16 protein-coding genes are annotated in these 18566 nt (G+C 67.7%); 8 read left to right on the top strand and 8 right to left on the bottom strand.

Annotated elements, in window-relative coordinates; translation table 11 throughout:
- The gene (locus NR810_RS36375) at window positions 1–870 is read left to right on the top strand and encodes a helix-turn-helix domain-containing protein (protein WP_257459297.1); all 870 of its coding nucleotides are present in this window, start codon (window positions 1–3) and stop codon (window positions 868–870) included.
- Between the two features lie 63 nt (window positions 871–933).
- Entirely contained in the window at window positions 934–1326 is a 393-nt protein-coding gene (locus NR810_RS36370) for a VOC family protein (protein ID WP_257459296.1), read from the top strand.
- A gap of 70 nt (window positions 1327–1396) precedes the next feature.
- Here NR810_RS36370 and NR810_RS36365 read toward each other — a convergent pair whose 3' ends face one another.
- Entirely contained in the window at window positions 1397–2209 is an 813-nt protein-coding gene (locus NR810_RS36365) for a M57 family metalloprotease (protein WP_257459295.1), read from the bottom strand.
- Between the two features lie 361 nt (window positions 2210–2570).
- Between NR810_RS36365 and NR810_RS36360 the strand changes: the two genes are divergently transcribed.
- The gene (locus NR810_RS36360) at window positions 2571–3536 is read left to right on the top strand and encodes a coiled-coil domain-containing protein (RefSeq protein WP_257459293.1); all 966 of its coding nucleotides are present in this window, start codon (window positions 2571–2573) and stop codon (window positions 3534–3536) included.
- Window positions 3537–3668: 132 nt separating this feature from the next.
- On the top strand, window positions 3669–4700 hold the full coding sequence (locus NR810_RS36355; RefSeq protein ID WP_257459292.1) for a synaptic vesicle VAT-1 family membrane protein: 1032 nt from the start codon (window positions 3669–3671) through the stop codon (window positions 4698–4700).
- Between the two features lie 21 nt (window positions 4701–4721).
- Here NR810_RS36355 and NR810_RS36350 read toward each other — a convergent pair whose 3' ends face one another.
- Window positions 4722–5165 (bottom strand): hypothetical protein, encoded by a 444-nt coding sequence (locus NR810_RS36350; protein WP_257459291.1) that lies wholly within the window; start codon window positions 5163–5165, stop codon window positions 4722–4724.
- Window positions 5166–5301: 136 nt separating this feature from the next.
- Window positions 5302–6657: a class A beta-lactamase-related serine hydrolase gene (locus NR810_RS36345; RefSeq protein ID WP_257459290.1), complete on the bottom strand. Its 1356-nt coding sequence runs from the start codon at window positions 6655–6657 to the stop codon at window positions 5302–5304.
- Between the two features lie 222 nt (window positions 6658–6879).
- On the opposite strand from NR810_RS36345, the gene NR810_RS36340 reads away from it, so the two are divergent.
- The 3 genes from NR810_RS36340 (at window position 6880) to NR810_RS36330 (ending at window position 10523) form a co-directional block, all read left to right on the top strand.
- Entirely contained in the window at window positions 6880–8397 is a 1518-nt protein-coding gene (locus tag NR810_RS36340; RefSeq protein WP_257459289.1) for an acyl-CoA synthetase, read from the top strand.
- A 131-nt stretch (window positions 8398–8528) separates the two neighbouring features.
- A complete protein-coding gene (locus tag NR810_RS36335) occupies window positions 8529–10250 on the top strand; it encodes a hypothetical protein (RefSeq protein WP_257459287.1) in 1722 nt (573 codons plus the stop codon).
- Window positions 10251–10295: 45 nt separating this feature from the next.
- Complete coding sequence (locus tag NR810_RS36330) at window positions 10296–10523, top strand: hypothetical protein (RefSeq protein WP_257459286.1); 228 nt, start codon at window positions 10296–10298, stop codon at window positions 10521–10523.
- Between the two features lie 18 nt (window positions 10524–10541).
- Here the strand turns inward: NR810_RS36330 and NR810_RS36325 are convergent, their stop codons facing one another.
- From NR810_RS36325 to NR810_RS36305, 5 genes are all read right to left on the bottom strand, one after another.
- Complete coding sequence (locus NR810_RS36325; RefSeq protein WP_257459285.1) at window positions 10542–11297, bottom strand: hypothetical protein; 756 nt, start codon at window positions 11295–11297, stop codon at window positions 10542–10544.
- A 100-nt stretch (window positions 11298–11397) separates the two neighbouring features.
- A complete protein-coding gene (locus NR810_RS36320; protein ID WP_257459283.1) occupies window positions 11398–12561 on the bottom strand; it encodes an NAD(P)/FAD-dependent oxidoreductase in 1164 nt (387 codons plus the stop codon).
- A 7-nt stretch (window positions 12562–12568) separates the two neighbouring features.
- Window positions 12569–14815 (bottom strand): LodA/GoxA family CTQ-dependent oxidase, encoded by a 2247-nt coding sequence (locus NR810_RS36315; RefSeq protein ID WP_257459281.1) that lies wholly within the window; start codon window positions 14813–14815, stop codon window positions 12569–12571.
- Window positions 14816–14835: 20 nt separating this feature from the next.
- On the bottom strand, window positions 14836–16839 hold the full coding sequence (locus NR810_RS36310) for a fascin domain-containing protein (protein WP_257459279.1): 2004 nt from the start codon (window positions 16837–16839) through the stop codon (window positions 14836–14838).
- 296 nt (window positions 16840–17135) lie between these two features.
- The gene (locus tag NR810_RS36305; protein WP_257459278.1) at window positions 17136–17990 is read right to left on the bottom strand and encodes a DUF1887 family protein; all 855 of its coding nucleotides are present in this window, start codon (window positions 17988–17990) and stop codon (window positions 17136–17138) included.
- Between the two features lie 94 nt (window positions 17991–18084).
- Here NR810_RS36305 and NR810_RS36300 point away from each other — a divergent pair.
- On the top strand, window positions 18085–18566 hold a 482-nt coding region (locus NR810_RS36300), incomplete at its 3' end, for a hypothetical protein (RefSeq protein WP_257459277.1).

Below are 18566 nucleotides of genomic sequence, written 5' to 3'. Positions count from 1 at the left end.
ATGCTCGCGCCCGGCTCTCGCGTCCAGGTCGTGCGTCAGGAGTCGCCGAGCGGCGGTTGGATGCTGGCGCTCGGCCAGCCCGCTCCGCGCCTGGCGGGCTATGTGCGCGACTACTGCGGCTACTTCGAGAAGACCCCCCATCCCCTGCGCCGCCGCGAGCTCTCCGCACCCCAGGTCGTGCTCATCATCGACTTCGGGCCGCCCCTCCACCTGCTCGACGCGCGAGACGGCTCGCTGGCGGCGCGGCACACCGCCGGCTTCGTCGCCGGCCTGCACGAAACCTACTCCCTCACCGAGACCCCGGGCGCCATGTCCGGCCTGCAGGTGAACTTCACGCCGCTCGGCGCCCGTCTGTTCTTCGGGCTTCCCATGGATGAGCTGGCCCACCGGGTGGTGGGGCTCGAGGACGTCATGGGCGCCGAGGGCTCCCTGCTCCGGGAGCAGCTGCTCGGGCTCCCAGAATGGGAGGCCCGTTTCGACCTGCTCGACCGGGTCATCGCCACCCGCATCCATGCCACGCGCGCGGTGCCGGAGTGGGTCGACTGGGCCGTCCGCCGGCTCGTCGAGACTGGCGGCCGGGTCGAGGCGGGCGCGCTCGCCGACGAGCTCGGCTACAGCCACAAGCACGTCATCGCCCGCTTCCGCGAGCACGTGGGTGTACCGCCCAAGCTGTTCTCCCGCATCTGCCGCTTCGAGGGAGCCATCCGCCAGTTGAAGGCCGGTGCCACGCCTGACTGGGGCTCGCTCGCGCTCTCGCTTGGCTACTATGACCAGGCCCACTTCATCCGCGAGTTCCGCCAGTTCACCGGCTCCAGCCCCGGAGAATTCCTGCGTCAGCGCATGGCGGACCCCGACGGGATGATGAGGTGAAATCCGTCCAATACGGCGGCGCCGCCGGGGTCTACCTTCTTCTCGATACCTCAGGAGACCGCCATGACCCCGTCCAATCCCGAGACCGCCCCGACCTTCTATCCCTGCATGCGCTACAAGGACGCGCCCGCTGCCCTCAAGTGGTTGGCCCAGGCCTTCGGCTTCGAGTCGCACATGGTGGTGCCCGGCCCGAACGACACCATCGCCCACGCCGAGCTGCGCTTCGGCAACGGCATCCTCATGATGGGCAGCATCAAGGATGACGTGTTCGGCGGCTCGGGCATGGGTCCCTATGTCCACGTGCGCGATCCGGACGCTCACTGCGCCCGGGCGCGGGCCGCCGGCGCCGTCATCGTCATGGAGCCCCATGACACCAGCTACGGCAGCCGCGAGTACGCCGCGCGAGACCCGGAGGGCCACGTCTGGAGCTTCGGCACCTACCGCCCCGCTCCGTGAAAACGACGACGGGCGGCCCCTTTCCGGAGCCGCCCGTGGTCCTCTCAACCTGGCGCTCGCGCCGGCTGGATTACGGGTAGAGGATGCTGGTGCCCTGCTTGTCCAGGTTCGTCAGCGTCAGGTTCCACGTGTTGGTGCCGTTGCACTGCGGGTAGTGCATCACCGAGCTGCTGTCGTACGCCGTCAGCGCACGCCACTGGCCGTCCTCGTAGCACGCGCCCGCCTCGGGACGGGTGTGCTCGTGGCGGAAGCCGAGGGTGTGGCCCAGCTCGTGCCGCAGAATCCCGTCCAGGCCCGGCGCGCCCGGCTGGAAGGCCGAGTTGTCGATGAGCACGTTGCGGCTGCTGCGGCTCGAGTTCGGGAAGAACGCGCGCGCCAGGTACTGGCCTCTCACATTCACCGGGTTCACGTCGAACACCACGTTGCTGTTACGGCTGGTGCAGTTGCTGTCCTGCGCCGACACGTGGATGAAGTTCACCTTGCCCGCGCCCTCCCAGGCGCCCGCCGCGGTGTTCATGGAGCTCACCACCTTGCTGTAGTTGCTCCCGAACTTCGTGCTCACGCAGTAGGTGATGTTGAGCGCCTGGCTCGCCGTCCATTTGATGTCCTTGCCGCCCGAGCTGTACACGGCCAGGCCACCCGCCAGCTGGCCCACGTCCCCGTTGGCCATCTGCTGGTACGCGTCGCGCAGCTCCTGCTCGCTGTCCACCTTCTGGTCACCCGCGAAGATGAAGGCGCCGGTCTCCGGCTCCTGGAAGACGTTCGCGCGGAACTCCTCCCACGACATCATGGGCTCGGGAGTCGTGGACTCGTCGGAGCCACCACACGCGGTTCCAAGGAGGGTCACACCAGCCAGCAACGCGACGGAACGGGACTTGATCATCAGAGTTCCTTTCAATGGAATGGACCCTCCTGAAGCAGCCTCCGTGCCAGGGCCGATTGCTCAATGATTCCCGTAGGTTGGGCCAGCTCCCACGAGGCGTCCTGGTGCCCCCTGACTCCATGCGACAATGTCGTTGTGCGTCAAAGGCCTTGACACTTCGGCTCTTTTTTCCTTGGAAAACAAGGGGTTGAGAAGAAGGTCGATGTGTCCTGAAACGCGACAGTCGCCTGTCCGAAACGAAGACAAGCGAGGGAGCCGGTGATGCGGCGGGTCTCTCTCCCGGGGTGTTCGCAACCCGGGCCGTCTTGTTGCGACAATCCAACGACGAGGCACCCCCCGTGTGCCCAAGCAAGGACCGTTCATGAGCATCCGGCGGATTGGAAGCTTCAACCCCTTCGTCCAGACCCCTGGCCTCATCCAGGGGCAGCGGCGCGTCGATGCCGTCGAGAAGCCCATTGGCACCGAGGACACGGAGCTGAAGTCCGAGGAGGAGGTGCTGGAGGCGCTCAATGCCCAGCACCAGGCCGAGCTGGAGGCACTCGAGGCGGAGCGGGCCGCGCAGGAGCGCCAGAGCACCGAGCTGCGCGCGAAGCTGACGCTCAAGGATGGATATGAGACCGCCCAGCGCGAGCTCGTGGACCTGAAGGGGGGCGCGGACGCGAAGAAGGGCCCGCTCCCGGGCGCCGAGGCCGGTTCGGGCGTCCTGCTCGCGCAGCTGGCGAGGGCCAGTGCGTACGCGGCGGTGGCGCGGGAGGAGCGTGTCGCGGCGGAGCAGGCCGAGGCGGCTTCCGTGGAGGCAGGGACCGGCGCCGTCGCCGGGGAGGACGACTGGATGCAGGCGGAGCTCTCCGCGCTCCAGGAGGAACTGGATGAGGCTGGCGGCGTCGAGGAGGCGGAGGAGGCCTACAGCGACCCGGGCGCGGAGACGTTCTTCGCCAGCCTGGATGACATCGCGAACCTGGAGGAGGGCGGGGGGGATTTCGGGGACTCAGGGGGAGACTCGTTCCTCGCCAGCCTGGATGACATCGCCCACCTCGTGCCCGGGTTGGACGCAGAGGTCGCGGGCCCGGGTGCGGCGGAGCCGGTCGCGGGCGAGCCCTCCGTGATCGTCGCGGAGCAGGTGGCCACCTCGGCTCCGGCGCCCGCGCAGGTTCATGTCGAGCCTCCTCCCGTTGCTGCGCGGGGGCAGGTGGCGCAGTCCGTGGTGCTCCCGTTCGATGACGAGGCCGCCGCGACGCCGGCCCCCGCGATCGAGCAGCAAGAGGCCGAGACTTCCGCCACCGTGGCGCTTCCGTTCGACGAGGGCGGGTCGGGCACCCAGGGCTGAGGGAAGGTCTGGGGTCCGGTCGCATTTCGCGCGAACTGGTCCGATGGTCGGACCAGTTGCTGAAGAACGCGCCCGGGAGGTCCCCCTCTTTTCAGGAGCCCGGCGCGGGAGGGGTGGGGTTATGTCTGGACCATGCGCAAGGTGGTCATCCCCCGTGCCGGCGGTTACGACCGGCTCACGCTCCAGACGCAGCCGGATCCGACTCCCGCTCCCGAGGAGGTCGTCGTCACCACGGAGGCCATCGGCGTCAACTACGCCGACTGCGTCATCCGCATGGGGCTGTATGCCTCGGCCAAGGAGTACGTGGGCTGGCCCATCACCCCGGGCTTCGAGTTCGCTGGCACCGTGTCCTCGGTGGGCTCGGCCGTCACGGACCTGACGCCGGGTGCCCGGGTGTTCGGGGTCACCCGTTTCGGGGGCTACTCCACCCATGTCGCCGTGCCCCGGCACCAGGTGTTTTCGCTGCCCGCGCGCTTCGACATGGCCCAGGCCGCTGGCTTTCCCACCGTCTTCCTCACCGCGTACTACGCCCTCTTCGAACTGGCCCACCCGCGCCCGGGGAACACGTTGCTCGTGCACTCGGCCGCGGGTGGCGTGGGCGGGGCGCTGCTGCAACTGGGGCGCATCGCGGGCTGCCGCACCGTGGGCGTCGTCGGTTCCAGTCACAAGGTGGAGACCGCGCGGGCGCTCGGCGCCGAGGTCGTCATCGACAAGAGCCGCGAGGACCTCTGGCGCGCCGCCGAGCGGGCCGCTCCCCGTGGCTATGACGTGGTGCTCGATGCCAATGGCGTCTCGACGCTCCGCCAGAGCTACGAGCACCTCGCCCGTCCCGGCAAGCTCGTCATCTATGGCTTCCACTCCATGTTGCCGCGCGAGGGTGGCCGGCCCAACTGGGTGAAGCTCGCCGCGGACTTCCTGCGCACCCCGCGCTTCGACCCGCTCTCGCTCACCAACGCGAACGCGAGCGTGATGGCCTTCAACCTGTCCTATCTCTTCGAGCAGCGGGACGTGCTCGCCGAGGCCATGGGGCGGTTGCTCGCGTGGGTGGAGGAGGGGCGAATCACGGCGCCACCCGTTACACGCTTCCCGCTCGACCAGGTCGCCGACGCGCACCGCGCATTGGAGTCCGGCTCCACCGTGGGCAAGCTCGTGCTCGTGCCGTGAGGAGCGTGGAGTGCTTCGGGCTTACGAGCCAGGCTCCAATTGTGGACTGGCGGTCTTCTCCTCGACGTTGCCGCCTTCCGCTTGAAGCACTTCACGGATGACGCGCTCGGCCACTTCGTCCAACCAGCCACGCAGGGTCGCGGCGAGCTGCTGGTACTGAGGCCAGAGTGTCTCATCGACGAAACGTTTGGGAACCCGCACCATGACCGTGGTGTACCGCTGCCCCCGGTAGCGGTAGGGCTCCAGACCGTACCGGCGCAACAAGGCCACGAACAGCCTGCGCTGCCATTCGTCCGCCAGAGAGAACTTGTACTCCACCGCAGGCTGCGTCTCGGTGGCGGCCTTCAACCTGGCGAGGATGCGTTCGCGCGCGGCTTCTGCTGCCTCTCGCTCTCCCGTGGTGGTGGCCCCAGCGAAGAGTGCCTCGATGGCGGCCAGCTTTCTCCGCAGTGACTCCTCGTCCATGACTCCCTCCTGCCTCAGCCTCTGGATAGCGGAGTCCCACCCCTCATGACAACCTGAATCGTCATGCCCTGGGAAGTGACTGCTGCGGTGGGGTGGTTGGAGTCATGCTTCTTCGTTGGCGTTTCTTCCTGTGCGGCTACCGCTTCACGAGGCCCCGTCGCTTCATGGTCTCGTCGATGCGGCGGCCCAGCTCCGCGATGCTCTGCGTGAAGCCGATCGCCGTCACCGTCCCGGGGAAGCCGTTCTCCTCGTCCTCGAAGTTCGCCGTGCCCGCGACTCCCTCGTCGTAGTAGCGGTAGCCCAGGTTCGACAGGAACGCGATGACGTAGTGTCTCGGCTCCTTGCCTGGCAGCGCTCGCACGATTCCCGCGTCGCTCCCGTAGTTCTCCGTCTGCCCCGTCTTGTGCAGGAACTCCACCTCCGCCACCGCGTTGCACGGCCGCGTGTCCCTCTTGAACGCTGTGCTCCCCACCGTCGCCGTTCCGTCCTCCGCCAGCCACCTCGCCGGTACCGCCACGGGTAGTCCCGGCCGTGCATTCGGGTCTCCGCACACCAGCGTCGAGCTCAGGCCCTCCGCGTATCCCTGGTCCGCCAACAGTCCCTTCAGGAAGGTTCTCGACGGTTCGGACAGCTCAGTCGCTTTCACCTCGCGCCCTGCTGGCGTCTTCCACAGCACCCCCGGCCCTCCCTCGATGAGCAGGAACAGCTTCGCCGTGTCCAGCGCCGTCATGTGGATGCTCCCCGGCTGCCAGTTCCTCCCCGTCACCGGAGATGTCCCGTTCACCTGCAGCGTCCCCAGTCCCAGTGCCGCGTACTCCGCGTTCAGCCCCTCCATCGCCCCCCGCTCGTGCAGCAGCTTCACCAGTGCCTCCGTCGCGCCGTTGTTCGACTCGACGATCATCGGCTCCAGCCAGTCCCGCACTGGCCGCTCGCCCTTGTCCTCCGTGTCCCTCATGAAGCGGTACGGCGTGTCCAGCGTCAGCTCCCCTCGGTCCACCAGCTTCATCACCCGGTACGCGATGAGGATCTTGAAGAGTGACGCGGGGTAGGGCGCCATGAAGCGCAACGGCGCCTTCCTTCGTCCCGGCACCAGGTCGTCCTCGGCCGGCGCGTCCGCCCAGCCCTTCTTGCCGTCCCAGCGCTCCAGGTCCCACTTCGTGAAGCGCACCGCCTTCGTCCCCAGGGTCTTCCCGTCCAGCGGCACCGCCCGGCCCTTCGGGTAGTCCCTCGACAACAGCACGTTCGCCGCCGCCACCGGCTTTCCCTCCGCGTCCAGCTCGATGACCGCCACGTCCACGTTCGGCATGTGCGCGATGCGCTCGCCCTTGTGTCTCCAGTCGCGTACCCGTTCGAAGCCCACCTCGCGTACCGCTCGCAGGAGCTCTGTCTCCAGACTGCGTGAACGGGTGGGGGAGACGGGATTCCGGGCCTGGGGTTTGGCCGCGGCGGTCGTGGTCAGCAGCAGGGCGAGGCAGAGCGCGGAGGGGCGCATCGGGGCTCCGGGTGGGGGAGCGCACGGTATTCCGGGTGGGGGCTTTGGCCCAGCGGCGCTCGGTATGGCGGGGGAACGGGGACGGGTTTCTTCCTGAGTGGCTCCGGTCTACCCTCACCCCGTCCCTCTCCCAGAGGGAGAGGGTCCAACCTGGGATCCGAATCTACCCTCACCCCGTCCCTCTCCCGGAGGGAGAGGGGTTGTTGCCTGCCGGAGTGTCTCGTGCCCATCGTCCACGACTGGCTCGCCCGCCGCGCCTCCCTCGCCCCCGAGCGCATCGCCCTCATCGACGCCCTCCACGGCGACCGCCCCATCTCCTGGCGCGAGTGGAACTCCTCCGCCAATCGCACCGCCCGTCTCCTTCACGATGTCCTCGGTGTCCGCCGTGGTGACCGCGTCGCCGTGCTCGCCATGAACTGCACCGGGTTCCTCGATCTCCTCTTCGCCTGCGGCAAGCTCGGCGCCATCCTCCAGCCCCTCAACTGGCGTCTCAGCTCCTCCGAGCTCGCCGCCCTCCTCGCCGACGCCGAGCCCGTCGTCCTCGTCCACGGTCCCGACTTCCAATCCCAGGTCGAGGCCGTTCGCCCGCTCGCCTCCTGCGTCCGGCACTTCGTCCATCTGGAAGACCCGGCCTCGCGCCCCGAGGACATCCCGTTCAGCTTCCGCGACTCCCTCTCGGACGCGCCGCTGCCCTCCGTGGACCTCGAGCCCGAGGACCCCTGGGTGCTCTGCTACACCGGCGGCAGCACCGGCATCCCCAAGGCCGCCATCCTCACCCACCGCTCCATCACCGCCAACGCCGCCAACACCGTCGTCAGCTGGGGCCTCTCCTCCGAGGACACCGCGCTCCTCAACGCGCCCCTCTTCCACACCGGCGGCCTCAACGTCTTCACCACGCCCCTCGTCTACGTGGGCGGCACCACCATCGTCGCCCGCTCTTTCTCCATCGAGCAGGTCTTCGATCTCATCCATCGCGGCGCCATCAACCTCTTCTTCGGCGTGCCCACCATGTTCATCGAGATGCAGCGCCATCCGCGCTTCGACTCGGTGGACTTCTCCCGCCTCAAGCTGCTCATCAGCGGTGGCGCCCCGTGCCCCCAGCCCGTCTTCGAGCGCTTCTTCGCTCGCGGCGTGGACTTCAAGACGGGCTACGGGCTCACCGAGGCCGGGCCCAACAACTTCTGGCTCCCTTCGGGTGACGTGCACCGCAAGCCAGGCTCCGTCGGCGTGCCCCTGTTCCATGTGGAGGCGCGCCTCGAAGGTGATGGCGAGGAGGGCGAGCTGCTCCTGCGCGGACCCCACCTGTGCGCCGGCTACTGGCGCCGCCCGGAGGAGACCGCGAAGACCTTCGCGGGCGGCTGGCTTCACACCGGAGACCTCGCCCGGCGCGACGCGGACGGGTGCTTCACCATCATCGGACGCAGCAAGGACCTCATCATCTCCGGCGGAGAGAACATCTACCCCTCCGAGGTGGAGAACGTGCTCGCCGCCCACCCCGAGGTCTCCGAGGTGTGTGTCATTGGCGTGCCCGACCCCAAGTGGGGCGAGGTGCCCCGGGCCCTCGTGGTGATGCGGCCCGGAGCGGACCTCACCGAGGCGAAGCTGCTCGAGTTCTGCCAGGACCGGCTCGCCCGCTACAAGCAGCCCCGCTCCGTCCGCTTCCTGGCGGCCCTGCAGCGCACCAGCGCGGGGAAGGTCGATCGGCGCTCGCTCGCGGCCCAGCACGGCGCTCCGGTTTGACGGGTGCGACATCCACCGATGTCAGCCCATCGGTCGAATGGCCGCCCGGGGAAACTCCATACGAACCGGTATGGATAATTCCCCTGAACCCTCTGGAGCGAACGCCTCCAGCGCGAAGGCAGGTGGGCACCATGGCCGTGAAACTGACTGGAAACTCCTCCACTTCCGCTGCGCTTCCGAAGAAGGAAGTCCAGCAGAAGGAAGTCAAACCGCCTCCGCCTCCGCCTCCGCCCTCCAGGACCTCTCCGACGCAGGTGTCTGACGGGTTTGATCCGCCACGGGCCCGGCCGGTGGACCTGGGGTCCACGCTCAGCGGCACGCCACTGAACGCTCAGCGGCAGGTTCCCCAACAAAACACCACGGCGGCAACGGGCGGCACTCCGGCCTCCGTGACCGCCACTGGGGGCGCCGCTGGCAGCACGACCATTCCTCCCGCGACGGGCGTCGACCCCTCCTTCTACGCGGGTCCCCCTCCAGAGAGCCCGGAGCAGGCGGCGGAGTGGCTGTCCGATCCGAACAACGCCCGTTACGAGGGATTCAATGGCACGCAGCTCCGGTCCCAGGACATGGCCTGGCTCGCGGCCAATGGCCCAGAGAAGCTTCCCGAGGTCTTCAACGCCCTCGGTCCCGAGGAGACCTCTGAGCTGGTCGCCGACACGGTGAACGGGACCTTCAACGACAACTCCCAGTTCTTCCCCAATGACGCGGCGCTGCGGAGCTCCTTCAATTCGATCGCCACGGCCCTGGGGACGATGCCCGCGAGCTTCCAGACCGAGGTGGGCACGCGATTGGCGCGCGAGGGCAACGCCGAGGCCTCGCTCCTGCTGCGGCAGGGGGGACCCGGGCTGGATGCGGCCCGGCGCGGCTACCTCGACGCGGCCAGGGAGCAGGCCAGGAGCGACCCCTTCATGGCGCGCGCCGCCGGCAACGTCCTGGCGGGCAGCCAGACCCTGGTCAACGAGTACGCGCAGGCGTGGGGTGACGACTTCCTCTCCATGCTCGACAAGGGCCTGGGCGACCTCCCGCCCCACAGCCGGGACTCGTTCCACAGTGGCTTTGCCTCCATGCAGCATGACGGCCTGGAGCAGGTCGTCGGGATGATGGCCAACTACAACGGACCCGATGCCCAGCTGCACAAGGCGCAGGTGTTCGGCACCGCGGCCAGGACCCTGGATGAGCAGGGCAACGACAACGCGAGCCTGCGGGCCGGGTTGGATCAGCTCTTCCTCTCGGACAGCCGCGGCATCGTCGAGTGGCTCTCGGATGGCACCCGGCCCGATGAGGCCGGCCTGCCTGCCTCGGGACGGCGCGCCAACCCGGCGATGGACGCCAAGGGCGAGGCGCTCTCCCTCTACTTCCGCGAGTCCGTCTTCGAGAACCCCGACCCCAACGGCGCCGTGGTCCAACAGGTCAACACGCTGGTGGGCGAGCTGAAAGGCGAGCTCCTCGGTGCGTCCACCCAGGACGAGCGCAACCGCGTCGGCGGCTTCCTGGGCTACCTGGTCGGCACCGCCGCGCTGGGCTACGAGGGCGCCTATGATGCGAACAAGGACTCGCAGGAGGCGCGCGCCGCGTTGGTGAACATGATCTTCAAGCCCCTCGAGGGCAAGCTCACGGGAGCGGCCACGGCCGCTGGCGGTCCCGCGGCGGGGCTGCTGGCCGGGGAGATCTCCAAAACGGGCAAGGAGGCGCTGATCGACTTCCTCAACAGCGGCCTCAAGGACGATCAGAACAGGATGGGCGAGCTCTTCGACAACGTCCTCACCGACGTGTTCTCCGGCGTCCCCGTCGAGCACCAGTCCGCGGTCAACGCGATGCTGGGCCGGCTCCTGGGCCTGGACGACCTCCCCTGAGAAGTGAAGTAATAGCAGGGGGTGGATGAGATGAGCTCGCCACCCGTGCAGTCCATCGTGAAGGAGGTCATCGTGCGCAAGGGAATCGTGAAGGTTGTCTTTGTCCTGGGCGTCGTGGTCGGAGGCGTCGTGGGAGGACTTTCCACCAGGGAGGCGGAGGCCGCTTCCTTGATCTGTTCGAACTACTGCCTCGATTCGGAGTGCACCTGCATCATCAAATGCCATCGCTCCGGGAGCGCTTGCCTCTGCGATGACACCTGCACGGTCGAGTGAGCCCGCTTCCCCGCGTGCTCAGGGGTCGACGGACTGGGGCGGACGGCCCCGGTCCTTCGAGACGGGCATGTAGCACTTGCCCTGGTACTCGGCCTGGATATCGGTGCAAGGCGGTCGCCGTTCGAGCGCCACCCAGCAACCTCCGTTGATCTCGACCTCACCCGATTTGGTCCGGCAGGGAGCCTTCGCCTGGTTGCGGAAGGGCTCCCAGGGCAGCGGGTAGGTGATGGGCGCTGCCTGTGAATCATCCGTGTTGATCAACCCCGGTGCATCGCTCTGTGACGGTCTCCCGGAGTCCACGCCAATCGAGGTGGGCTCCAGGCGTTCGGGAGCGCGCGCCAGATGCGGCCAGACACCCAGGCCCAATGCGAGCACGGCGAGGGCCGCGACGGCTCGCGGGCCCCAGCGCTCCCAGGGGCTGACCCGGCCTCGCGCGAGGTGGGCCTGCACCTGGGGATTGTCCTCCACGCGTTCGACCGCGGCGGTCATCAGCACGAGGATGTCCGCCAGCTCCTTCACCTGAGCCGAGGCGGGCGCCTGCTCCACCTCCAGCGTCACCGAGGGGGTCTCCGGCTCGCAGGAGAGCCGTACCCGCCAGGGACCCTCGGGTTGCCAGTCCACGCGCTCGCTGGGCAGCAGTGTCAGTGCCGCCCTGCCCGTGCCCTCATGCCGCGCCTCGTGGAGGCTCCCCAGGTCGGGCCCTACCCCGTCGTAGCTCCTGCCGAGCTGGAATGGCCCCGTCCCACCGTCCTTGTCTGTCTTCTCGTTCGCCAAGAGCTGCCCCTTCGTGCATGCGCGCTTCACGCGTGCACAGGGGAGCGGATTTGACCCCTTGAGTCAAGGCGCATGATGGGTCCTGTTGGGTTCTCCCAGCTCACACCTCCGTTGCTTCCACCCGGCGCCGCCAGAACTCCTCTCCCGCCCAGCGTTGCTCCAGGGCGTAGTGGGACTGGCGCGCGGACAGGTAGCGGTTGAACTCCTCCGTCCGCCGCTGGGCGTACTGCTTCAGTGCTCCGCCATCTCCTCCCAGCGTGGCACACAGGGCACGCGCCGCTTCGCGCCCGGTGCGCAGCCCCTTGAGGATGCCGCTCGAGGAGAGCGGATCCCACATGGCCGCGGCGTCCCCCACCGCCACCCAGTCCGCCCCCGCCGCCTGCTCCAGACTGCTCGTCTCGCAGCGGCGGACATGCAGCCGCCCCACCGCCGGGAGCTGGCCCACCTTGTCGGCCAGGTGCCGGGTGGTGGTGAAGAGCGCGCTCCATCCCGCGGGTTGGAAGGCACCGTGGCGCGTCAACACATCCATGTCGCTCATCAGCGTGAGAATGAGGCGCCCCTGGGGCAGCGGCGCGGCGTACCACCAGCCCAGGGACGTGGCCTCCACCACCAGTTGCTGCTCCTGGAAGCCCGGCGGCCTGTCCACGATCGCCGACACGCTGCACAGCGCATCCCGGTCGTGGCGCCGCACGCCACAGTGCCGTGCCACCTGGGCCGAGCGCCCGGTCGCATCCACCAGGGCCTCGCATCGCAGCTCCAGCGGGCCCTGGGGCGTGCTGGCCAGTACCCGCCACCCGTGCCCCTCACGCTCCAGGTGGGTGACACAAGTTCGCTGCCACAGCGGCACCTGGAGGGCCTGGGCGCGGCGGGCCAACAGCGCATCCAGGTGCCGGCGTTCCACATGCCAGCCGCCCCCGTAGGGGTTGGTGAGGAAGGAGTGGTGGTGAGGCTGCTCCGAGCCCCAGATGGCTTCCAGGCCATGCGATGCCAGGAACCCCTCTGTCTCCAAGGGCTCGGGTGCCAGCAATTGCCGGAGCTCGGCGTAGGCCACCGGGGAGAGGGTCTCCCCGGGGCGCCAGGGTGAGTAGTCCGTGCGTTCCAGCACGCAGGCGGACACGCCCGCCCTCACCAGGGTGAGGGCGGCACTCAGGCCCGCTACGCCGCCTCCCACCACCACGACTCCATAGGAGGCTCGCGAGTCCCGCGCGTCGGAGGAAATGGGGTTCATCGGATCCGCTGGGGTGGAGGTGGGATGGAGGGTCATGAGGGTTCTAGACCTTGGTGGGCGCCAGCACTTCGATGTGCCACAGGTTGCCAATGCCCTCGCCCCAGGTGGTGACACTGGGAGCCGCATCGGGCCGGTGCAGGCAGTCGCCCTTCGAGGACTTCAACGTGAACTTGTCGGTGTTGGCCTCGATGATCCACACCGTGTTGACCCCGGTGGCTCCGGTGGTGACGCCTTGAGCCGCGTCGGTGCGCTGCAGGTAGTCTCCCTTCGACGACTTGAGCCTGAGCGTGTTGTTGCCCACCCACTCCACGAGCCACTCCGTGCCGGCTCCGCTGGTCGAGGTGGTGACGCCTTGAGCCGCGTCGGTGCGCTGCAGGTAGTCCGTCTTCCAGGACTTGAGCCGGATCCGGGTCGCGTTGCGTACGGCGGCAATCCCTGTCGGGGCGCTGCGCTCCTGGGTCTCGAAGTGAGCGTCTCCCTCGCTGATGACGAAGCCGAGCTGCGGCCAGTTCCTCAGCATCTGGATGTACATGGCCAGGTCGAGGGCGGGCACATCCTCGGTCGCGCTCTTCTGCAGCTCCGGTTTCTTCGCCTCGACCGCGGCAACCGTCTCCAGCGTGCGAGTCCAGGAGACCATCTGGAAGTCCCCCTTCTTCTCGTAGACGTCATCTGGGCGGTGGGCGGACCACCACATGTGGTACATGCCCTCGCCCTCGTATTTGACATGCGCCTGGGGGAAGAACTGCTTCTTGCACTGGAAGAAGTCCGCCTGCCAGGGCAGCGCCATCTGCTGGGAGAAGAACCCCGGGCCGATGGGGAGTCTGGCGGTGTTGGGGAACGCCACCCCCGAGTGCTTGATGCGGAAGGGTGAAGCGTACAGCTCGGGCAGGCGCACCATCCAACTGCAGTCGATGCCGGGGAAGAAGGGGCCTCCCACGCTGTTCTCCAGCGCGGCCCGCTCCAGCCCTTCGGCGGTGATGGCCGGATCGATGGTCTTGTGCGCCAGCTCGTTCCAGTCCTCCTCGAACGCCCCCTCGGACCACCGCTTGAGCAGTGCGTACTGCACGCTCGTGAGGGTCATGAAGTAGCCCGGCCTGGGCCCCTCGAAGTCCGAGTAGTTGTCGCCCAGTCCCTTGGGCATCAGCAGGGGTTCGTTGTTGTTGTTGGAGGGATCGCGCATGTAGTTGAAGATCGTCTTGCGCAGGCGCTTGCCCTTGGTGGAGCTCACCGTTCCCAGGTCCAGCTCGATGCCCGCGAAGGTTCCGTGGAAGGCCTTGGAAGCCTCGGGGTTGTGGACATGCCGGTGTTGCAGGGCGCGGTCGAGAATCGGGTAGATCTCCAGCCGGAAGGAGGGCTTGTACGTCTTGAAGGACTTCGTCGGCTCATCCCAGTCCTTCCGCTGCTGCCTGAGCCGGGCGAGCAGGCCCTGGCTGAAGAGGCCGTCCGTCTCGAACAGGTCCACCTGGGGGAAGCGCACCGCCACGTCCCACATGGTGTCGATGAGGCGCACGACGTTGCTCACCGAGGGCGCGAAGTCCGGCGGGCCCACCAGCACCCAGGAGCCGGTGGCCCCCTCCAGCGTCGCCGTCTGGGTCGTGCCTCCCTCCGTGTAGGTGACCTCGGCGCTCACCGGGCCATCCGACATGTCATCGAACCAGTGATCGTTGTTCACGTAGTCGTCGATGAGCTTGCCCTGGGGGAGCACGTTGGCCTGCCCCAGCCCGCCCAGCACGAGCAGGTTGCCATTCTCATCCGTGCGCAGCTCTCCCAGCGTGGCGATGGGAATGTGGGTCTTGGTATTGGTGAAGGGCACGGGCGGCTGGTTGCGGCCCGAGACGGTCTTGAGCCCAGGATCGATGACGAGCAACCGCTCCCGCTCGGCCGCGCCCTTGACATGGGCATTGCGCAGGTTGACCCGAGGCTGGCCCTCCTCCGGCTCTGGACCCTTCCAGTTGCCGTCCGCGCCATCCTGCCCGTCGAACGTGAAGAAGGCCGCCTTGCGGTTGGCCAGGTGAACCTTCCATTTGATGCTGACGACGCCGTTACCGCCCGCGGTCACCTCGCGCACGGGGAAGATCACCCCGTTCTTCTGCTCGTACTCGAAGACGCGGAAGCGGGCCGCCTGCCGCTTGATGCGGCCCTGGCTGTCCTTGAAGGGCCGGAACTTCTTCTGGGCCAGGTCGAAGTTGGGGGGCTCTCCGGGCCGCTCGGGACCGACGAAGAACTCATCAGGGGAGTTGCCGACACGCGCAACGCCCACGGCGGGGTGGATTCTGAAGAATCGGGTCATGACGTGTGCTCCTCCGGGAATCAGTGGGTCTGGTCGTACAGCTTCTCTACGAGCTCGAGCAGGCGCTGCTTGTCCTTGGGGTCCATGTCGCGATCGATCGGCATCTTGAAGCCGAGGATCTTCTGCTGGGTGGGATTGGGATCGATCCGGTCGAGGATGGGGCTGCTCTGATCCGCGACCATGTCCTTGCTGAAGACGTCGAAGCGGATCGCTCCGTGGCAGCGATAGCAATACTTGTTCATCAGACCCAGCAGCTCCCGATCCTCGGCGCTCGCCGTCCAGTTCAGTGTGCCGTTGGCCGGCTTGCGGTCCTTCTTGAGGGGGTGGCCGGTGTTGAAGAAGTCGACGGAGCGCTTGACGAGATCCAGCTCCGGCTGCGCCGAGCTCTTGTGCATGTCCAACCACTTCCGGGTGGCGGCGAGGTGGAAGGCATTCGGATTCGTGCGCTGCTGCATGGTCGCGATCTCCTGGTTCAGCTTGCGCAGGATTCCGAAGGCCGCGGTGTACTGGGCCGACCGGGTATCCTTGCCGGCATCGAAGAGCGGGGCGGGAGCGTCGGGCCTGGCGAGGGCGGGAAAGTCCCCGTCCGTGAGGCGATCCAACCAGTGGTCCGTGTCGAGGTGGTTGAGCACGGCATTCCCGCGCAGGGAGCCATGGCAGGTATCACACCCGTTGGGGACGAAGTAGGGCGCGGCGCCCGCCAGGGCGCCGGCATCGAAGAACGCATCGAGCTGGTAGGAGAGCTTGGAGCCCTTGTCCGAAGGGCCGAAGTCCAACCAGTAGATGCTGTTCAGCTTCTCCTCCTGGCACTGGGGGCGGGACGGCGGGCAGTGGGTGACGAGGGCCACCTGCGTGTTGACGGAGCCATTCTTCTTCGACGGCGGCGTGGTGGAGACCACCACGTTGCCCCAGGGGGAAGGCTTCACTTCCTGGGCGGGCACGTTGCTGCCACCAAAAGGGCTGTGGGTAGGGGGTTTGGTGAAGTGATTGAAGAGGATCCAGGCGCTCTCCACGAAGTGCTTCTGCGCCTCGGAACCGGGGCGCGCGTTGATGCGCACCAGGCGGCGCCAGCCGATCTCTCGCTGCTCGGGAGGAACAGCGAAGTTGACGATCTTCGGCGCGAAGAAGCGCGAGACGAGGATCTCCCCCTCTCGCTGGGTAGGGGCGGGGCTGCTCGAAACGACGGACCACTGGGCCGTGGCATCGCTCCGGGGATCGGTGGCGTTGATCGCGACCGTGTCGGGAGTGCTGGCGCCGGGTGAGCAGTTGCGGCACCGGTTCATGTACTTCCCCGTGTCCGCCTTGAGGGCGATCTTTCCGTTTGGCAGCAGCTCCGGGATGAACTTGGCGAACTCCGGCGGTGTCGGTCCGGCCACATGGACCGTCGCGAAGTCCGGGGCGGTCCCGCCGATGATGCAGAACCTGCACCGGGCCACGAACTTGCCGGTGTCCGCCTTGAGGGCGATCTTGCCGTTGCCCGCGTCGACCACCTCGAAGATGGCGAAGGGCGCGGAGGCCGTGTTGTTGATGTGGGTGGTGACAGAGTCCGGAGCACCGTTGTTCACGGTCTGCTGGCAGTTGTTGCAGCGGGAGAAGAACGTGCCCGTATCCGCCTGGAGCGACACCTTGCTCCCGGGAGACAACACCTGAGAGATGTTGCCTGGCTTCTGCGGGGCCGGCGCCATCAACGACTCTGGCGTCGCGAATTCGATGTCATCCGGGGTGAGGGCCTGATACCCGAGGTAGTCCAACATCACTTTCAGGTTGGCCTGTGTTTCGATTGTCGCTGGCGTGAGAAACCCCAGCTTCTCGGAGAGCTCCTTGTAGTACTTGGACGCTTCCGCCGCGCTGCCGTTGTTGAGGGCGCTCGGCTTTGCAGGTGGAGCAGTGGGGAGCGCGGGGGCAGGTGTGGGAAGAGTGCGTTGTGCGAAGCCAGGCGACGCCTGCAGGGCCGCCAGCAATACGCCGAAGGTGAGGAGGGAGCTTCGACGGAGACGCGACGAAGGAAATGCGAACATTTTCATTTCTGTTCCTGTGGTTGCGGACGCGACCCGGGGAACCCATGTTTCTTTGGGACGAAAAGACGGTGCCTCATCAAGGTGCGTGGCCCCCCTGGTGAAGTGTCCAAGCAACAACCATGCCTGTCATAAGCGTGGTTGTTGCCCGGAGCTCGCGCCCAGAGGGGAAACAGGCCTTTCCTGGCCACGGTTCTCCCGGGCCCGCGGCCACGGAAAGGACATGTCCTCGGCGTTTCCGACATGTCAGCCAGCGCCAACGACGTGTCAGCCGACGCCTTGTCCCCTACGATTCGGCCGGCCGCTCAGGGAGGAGGCGGCGCGAGCGCGCGGAAGCCCTCCGCGATGGCCACGCCGATGTTGCCGAGCAGATCCTGCCGCGCGTTGACGACGTAGAGGTACGGGGTGAGGGCCCACACCTCGCGCACCACGCGCCGGGGCTCGGGCGGGGGTTGGGTGGACAGCTCGGCCTGGAGCAGCGGCAATACCTTGTCGGACAGGCGCAGCGCGGTGTCCATGACGAAGACGGCCAGGTGCGGACGCAGCGTGCGCACGCGCCGGAAGAAGGCACCCACCTCGTCCGGCGCCAGGTGCTTGGGGGGCGAGGACTTCATCTCCAGGTAGAGCAGCTTGCCTTCAGCGGAGGCCACCACGTCCAGGTCGCCGCCCACGTCACGCGCGTGGAACTTCACGCCCGCCGCCACGTCGAAGCCCAGCCGCCCGCGCAGCTCGCGTGCCACGTACCACTCCAGCGTGCCGCCGAAGTTGTTCGCCGGGTAGCGCAGCCGGTAGCGCCCACCGTCCTCGCGCGCCGCCAGGTCCAGCGCCACCAGCTCCTCCGCGAAGCCCCGGGCCTGCTCGACATCCACGTAGCGCGTGGCCTCCTCTGGCGTGAAGGGGGCCCGGCGCAGGATGGCGCCACGCAGGAAGAGGCGGAACGCGTAGTGGCCGAGCCGCTCGGCGAGCCGCTCGGCCGCCTGGGCCTCCAGGTCGGCGGGGAAGGGCAGGTCCAGCGGCGCCACGGTCGCGGTGAAGCCCCGGCGCGCCAGCATGGCCAGGGCCTCGCCTCCGGGTTGCAGCAGCGTCCTCGGCGCGGGCGGCGCGCCCGCCGCGTGCAACTCCAGGTCTCGGGCGGAGGGGAGGGACGGCGTCTGCGGCATGCCACCTACCTTACCTGGCGGCTACGGTGCCTTCGACGGTGTGGTGAAGGGATGACTTCTATGCTCCAGTGCCCTCCCTCACTGGAGCATTCCCATGCACCTGGACGCCTACCACCAGTTCACCCAGAACCTGCGGGTCCGCCTGGAAGCCGATCCACGCGTCCTGGCGCTCGTCGCGCTGGGCTCCATGGCGGAGGTGCGCCGCGCTCCGGACGAGTGGTCGGACCACGACTTCTTCGTGATCACCATCCCCGGAGTGCAGGAGCAGTTCCGCCAGGACGTGTCGTGGCTGCCAGAGGCCAGCCGCATCGCCCTGCGCGTGCGGGAGACGGCACATGGCCTCAAGGTGCTGTACGACGACGGGCACGTGCTCGAGTTCGCCATCTTCGACGAGCAGGAGCTGTTCCTCGCGAAGGTCAATGACTACCGTGTGTTGTTCGAGCGCTCCGGTGGCGTCTCGCAATCACTGGCGCGAATCCAGCAACAGAGCGCGGCTCGGACGGTGGACCTCTCGCGCGAGCTGGAGATGTTCTTCTTCCACCTGTTGCTGGGAGCGGCGCGCTGCGCACGAGGAGA

The sequence above is a fragment of the Archangium lipolyticum genome (genome assembly GCF_024623785.1).
GTDB classification, from domain to species: Bacteria; Myxococcota; Myxococcia; order Myxococcales; family Myxococcaceae; genus Archangium; species Archangium lipolyticum.
The sequence above is the reverse complement of the archived record's forward strand: the minus strand, read 5'-3'. Positions and strand labels throughout refer to the sequence as shown.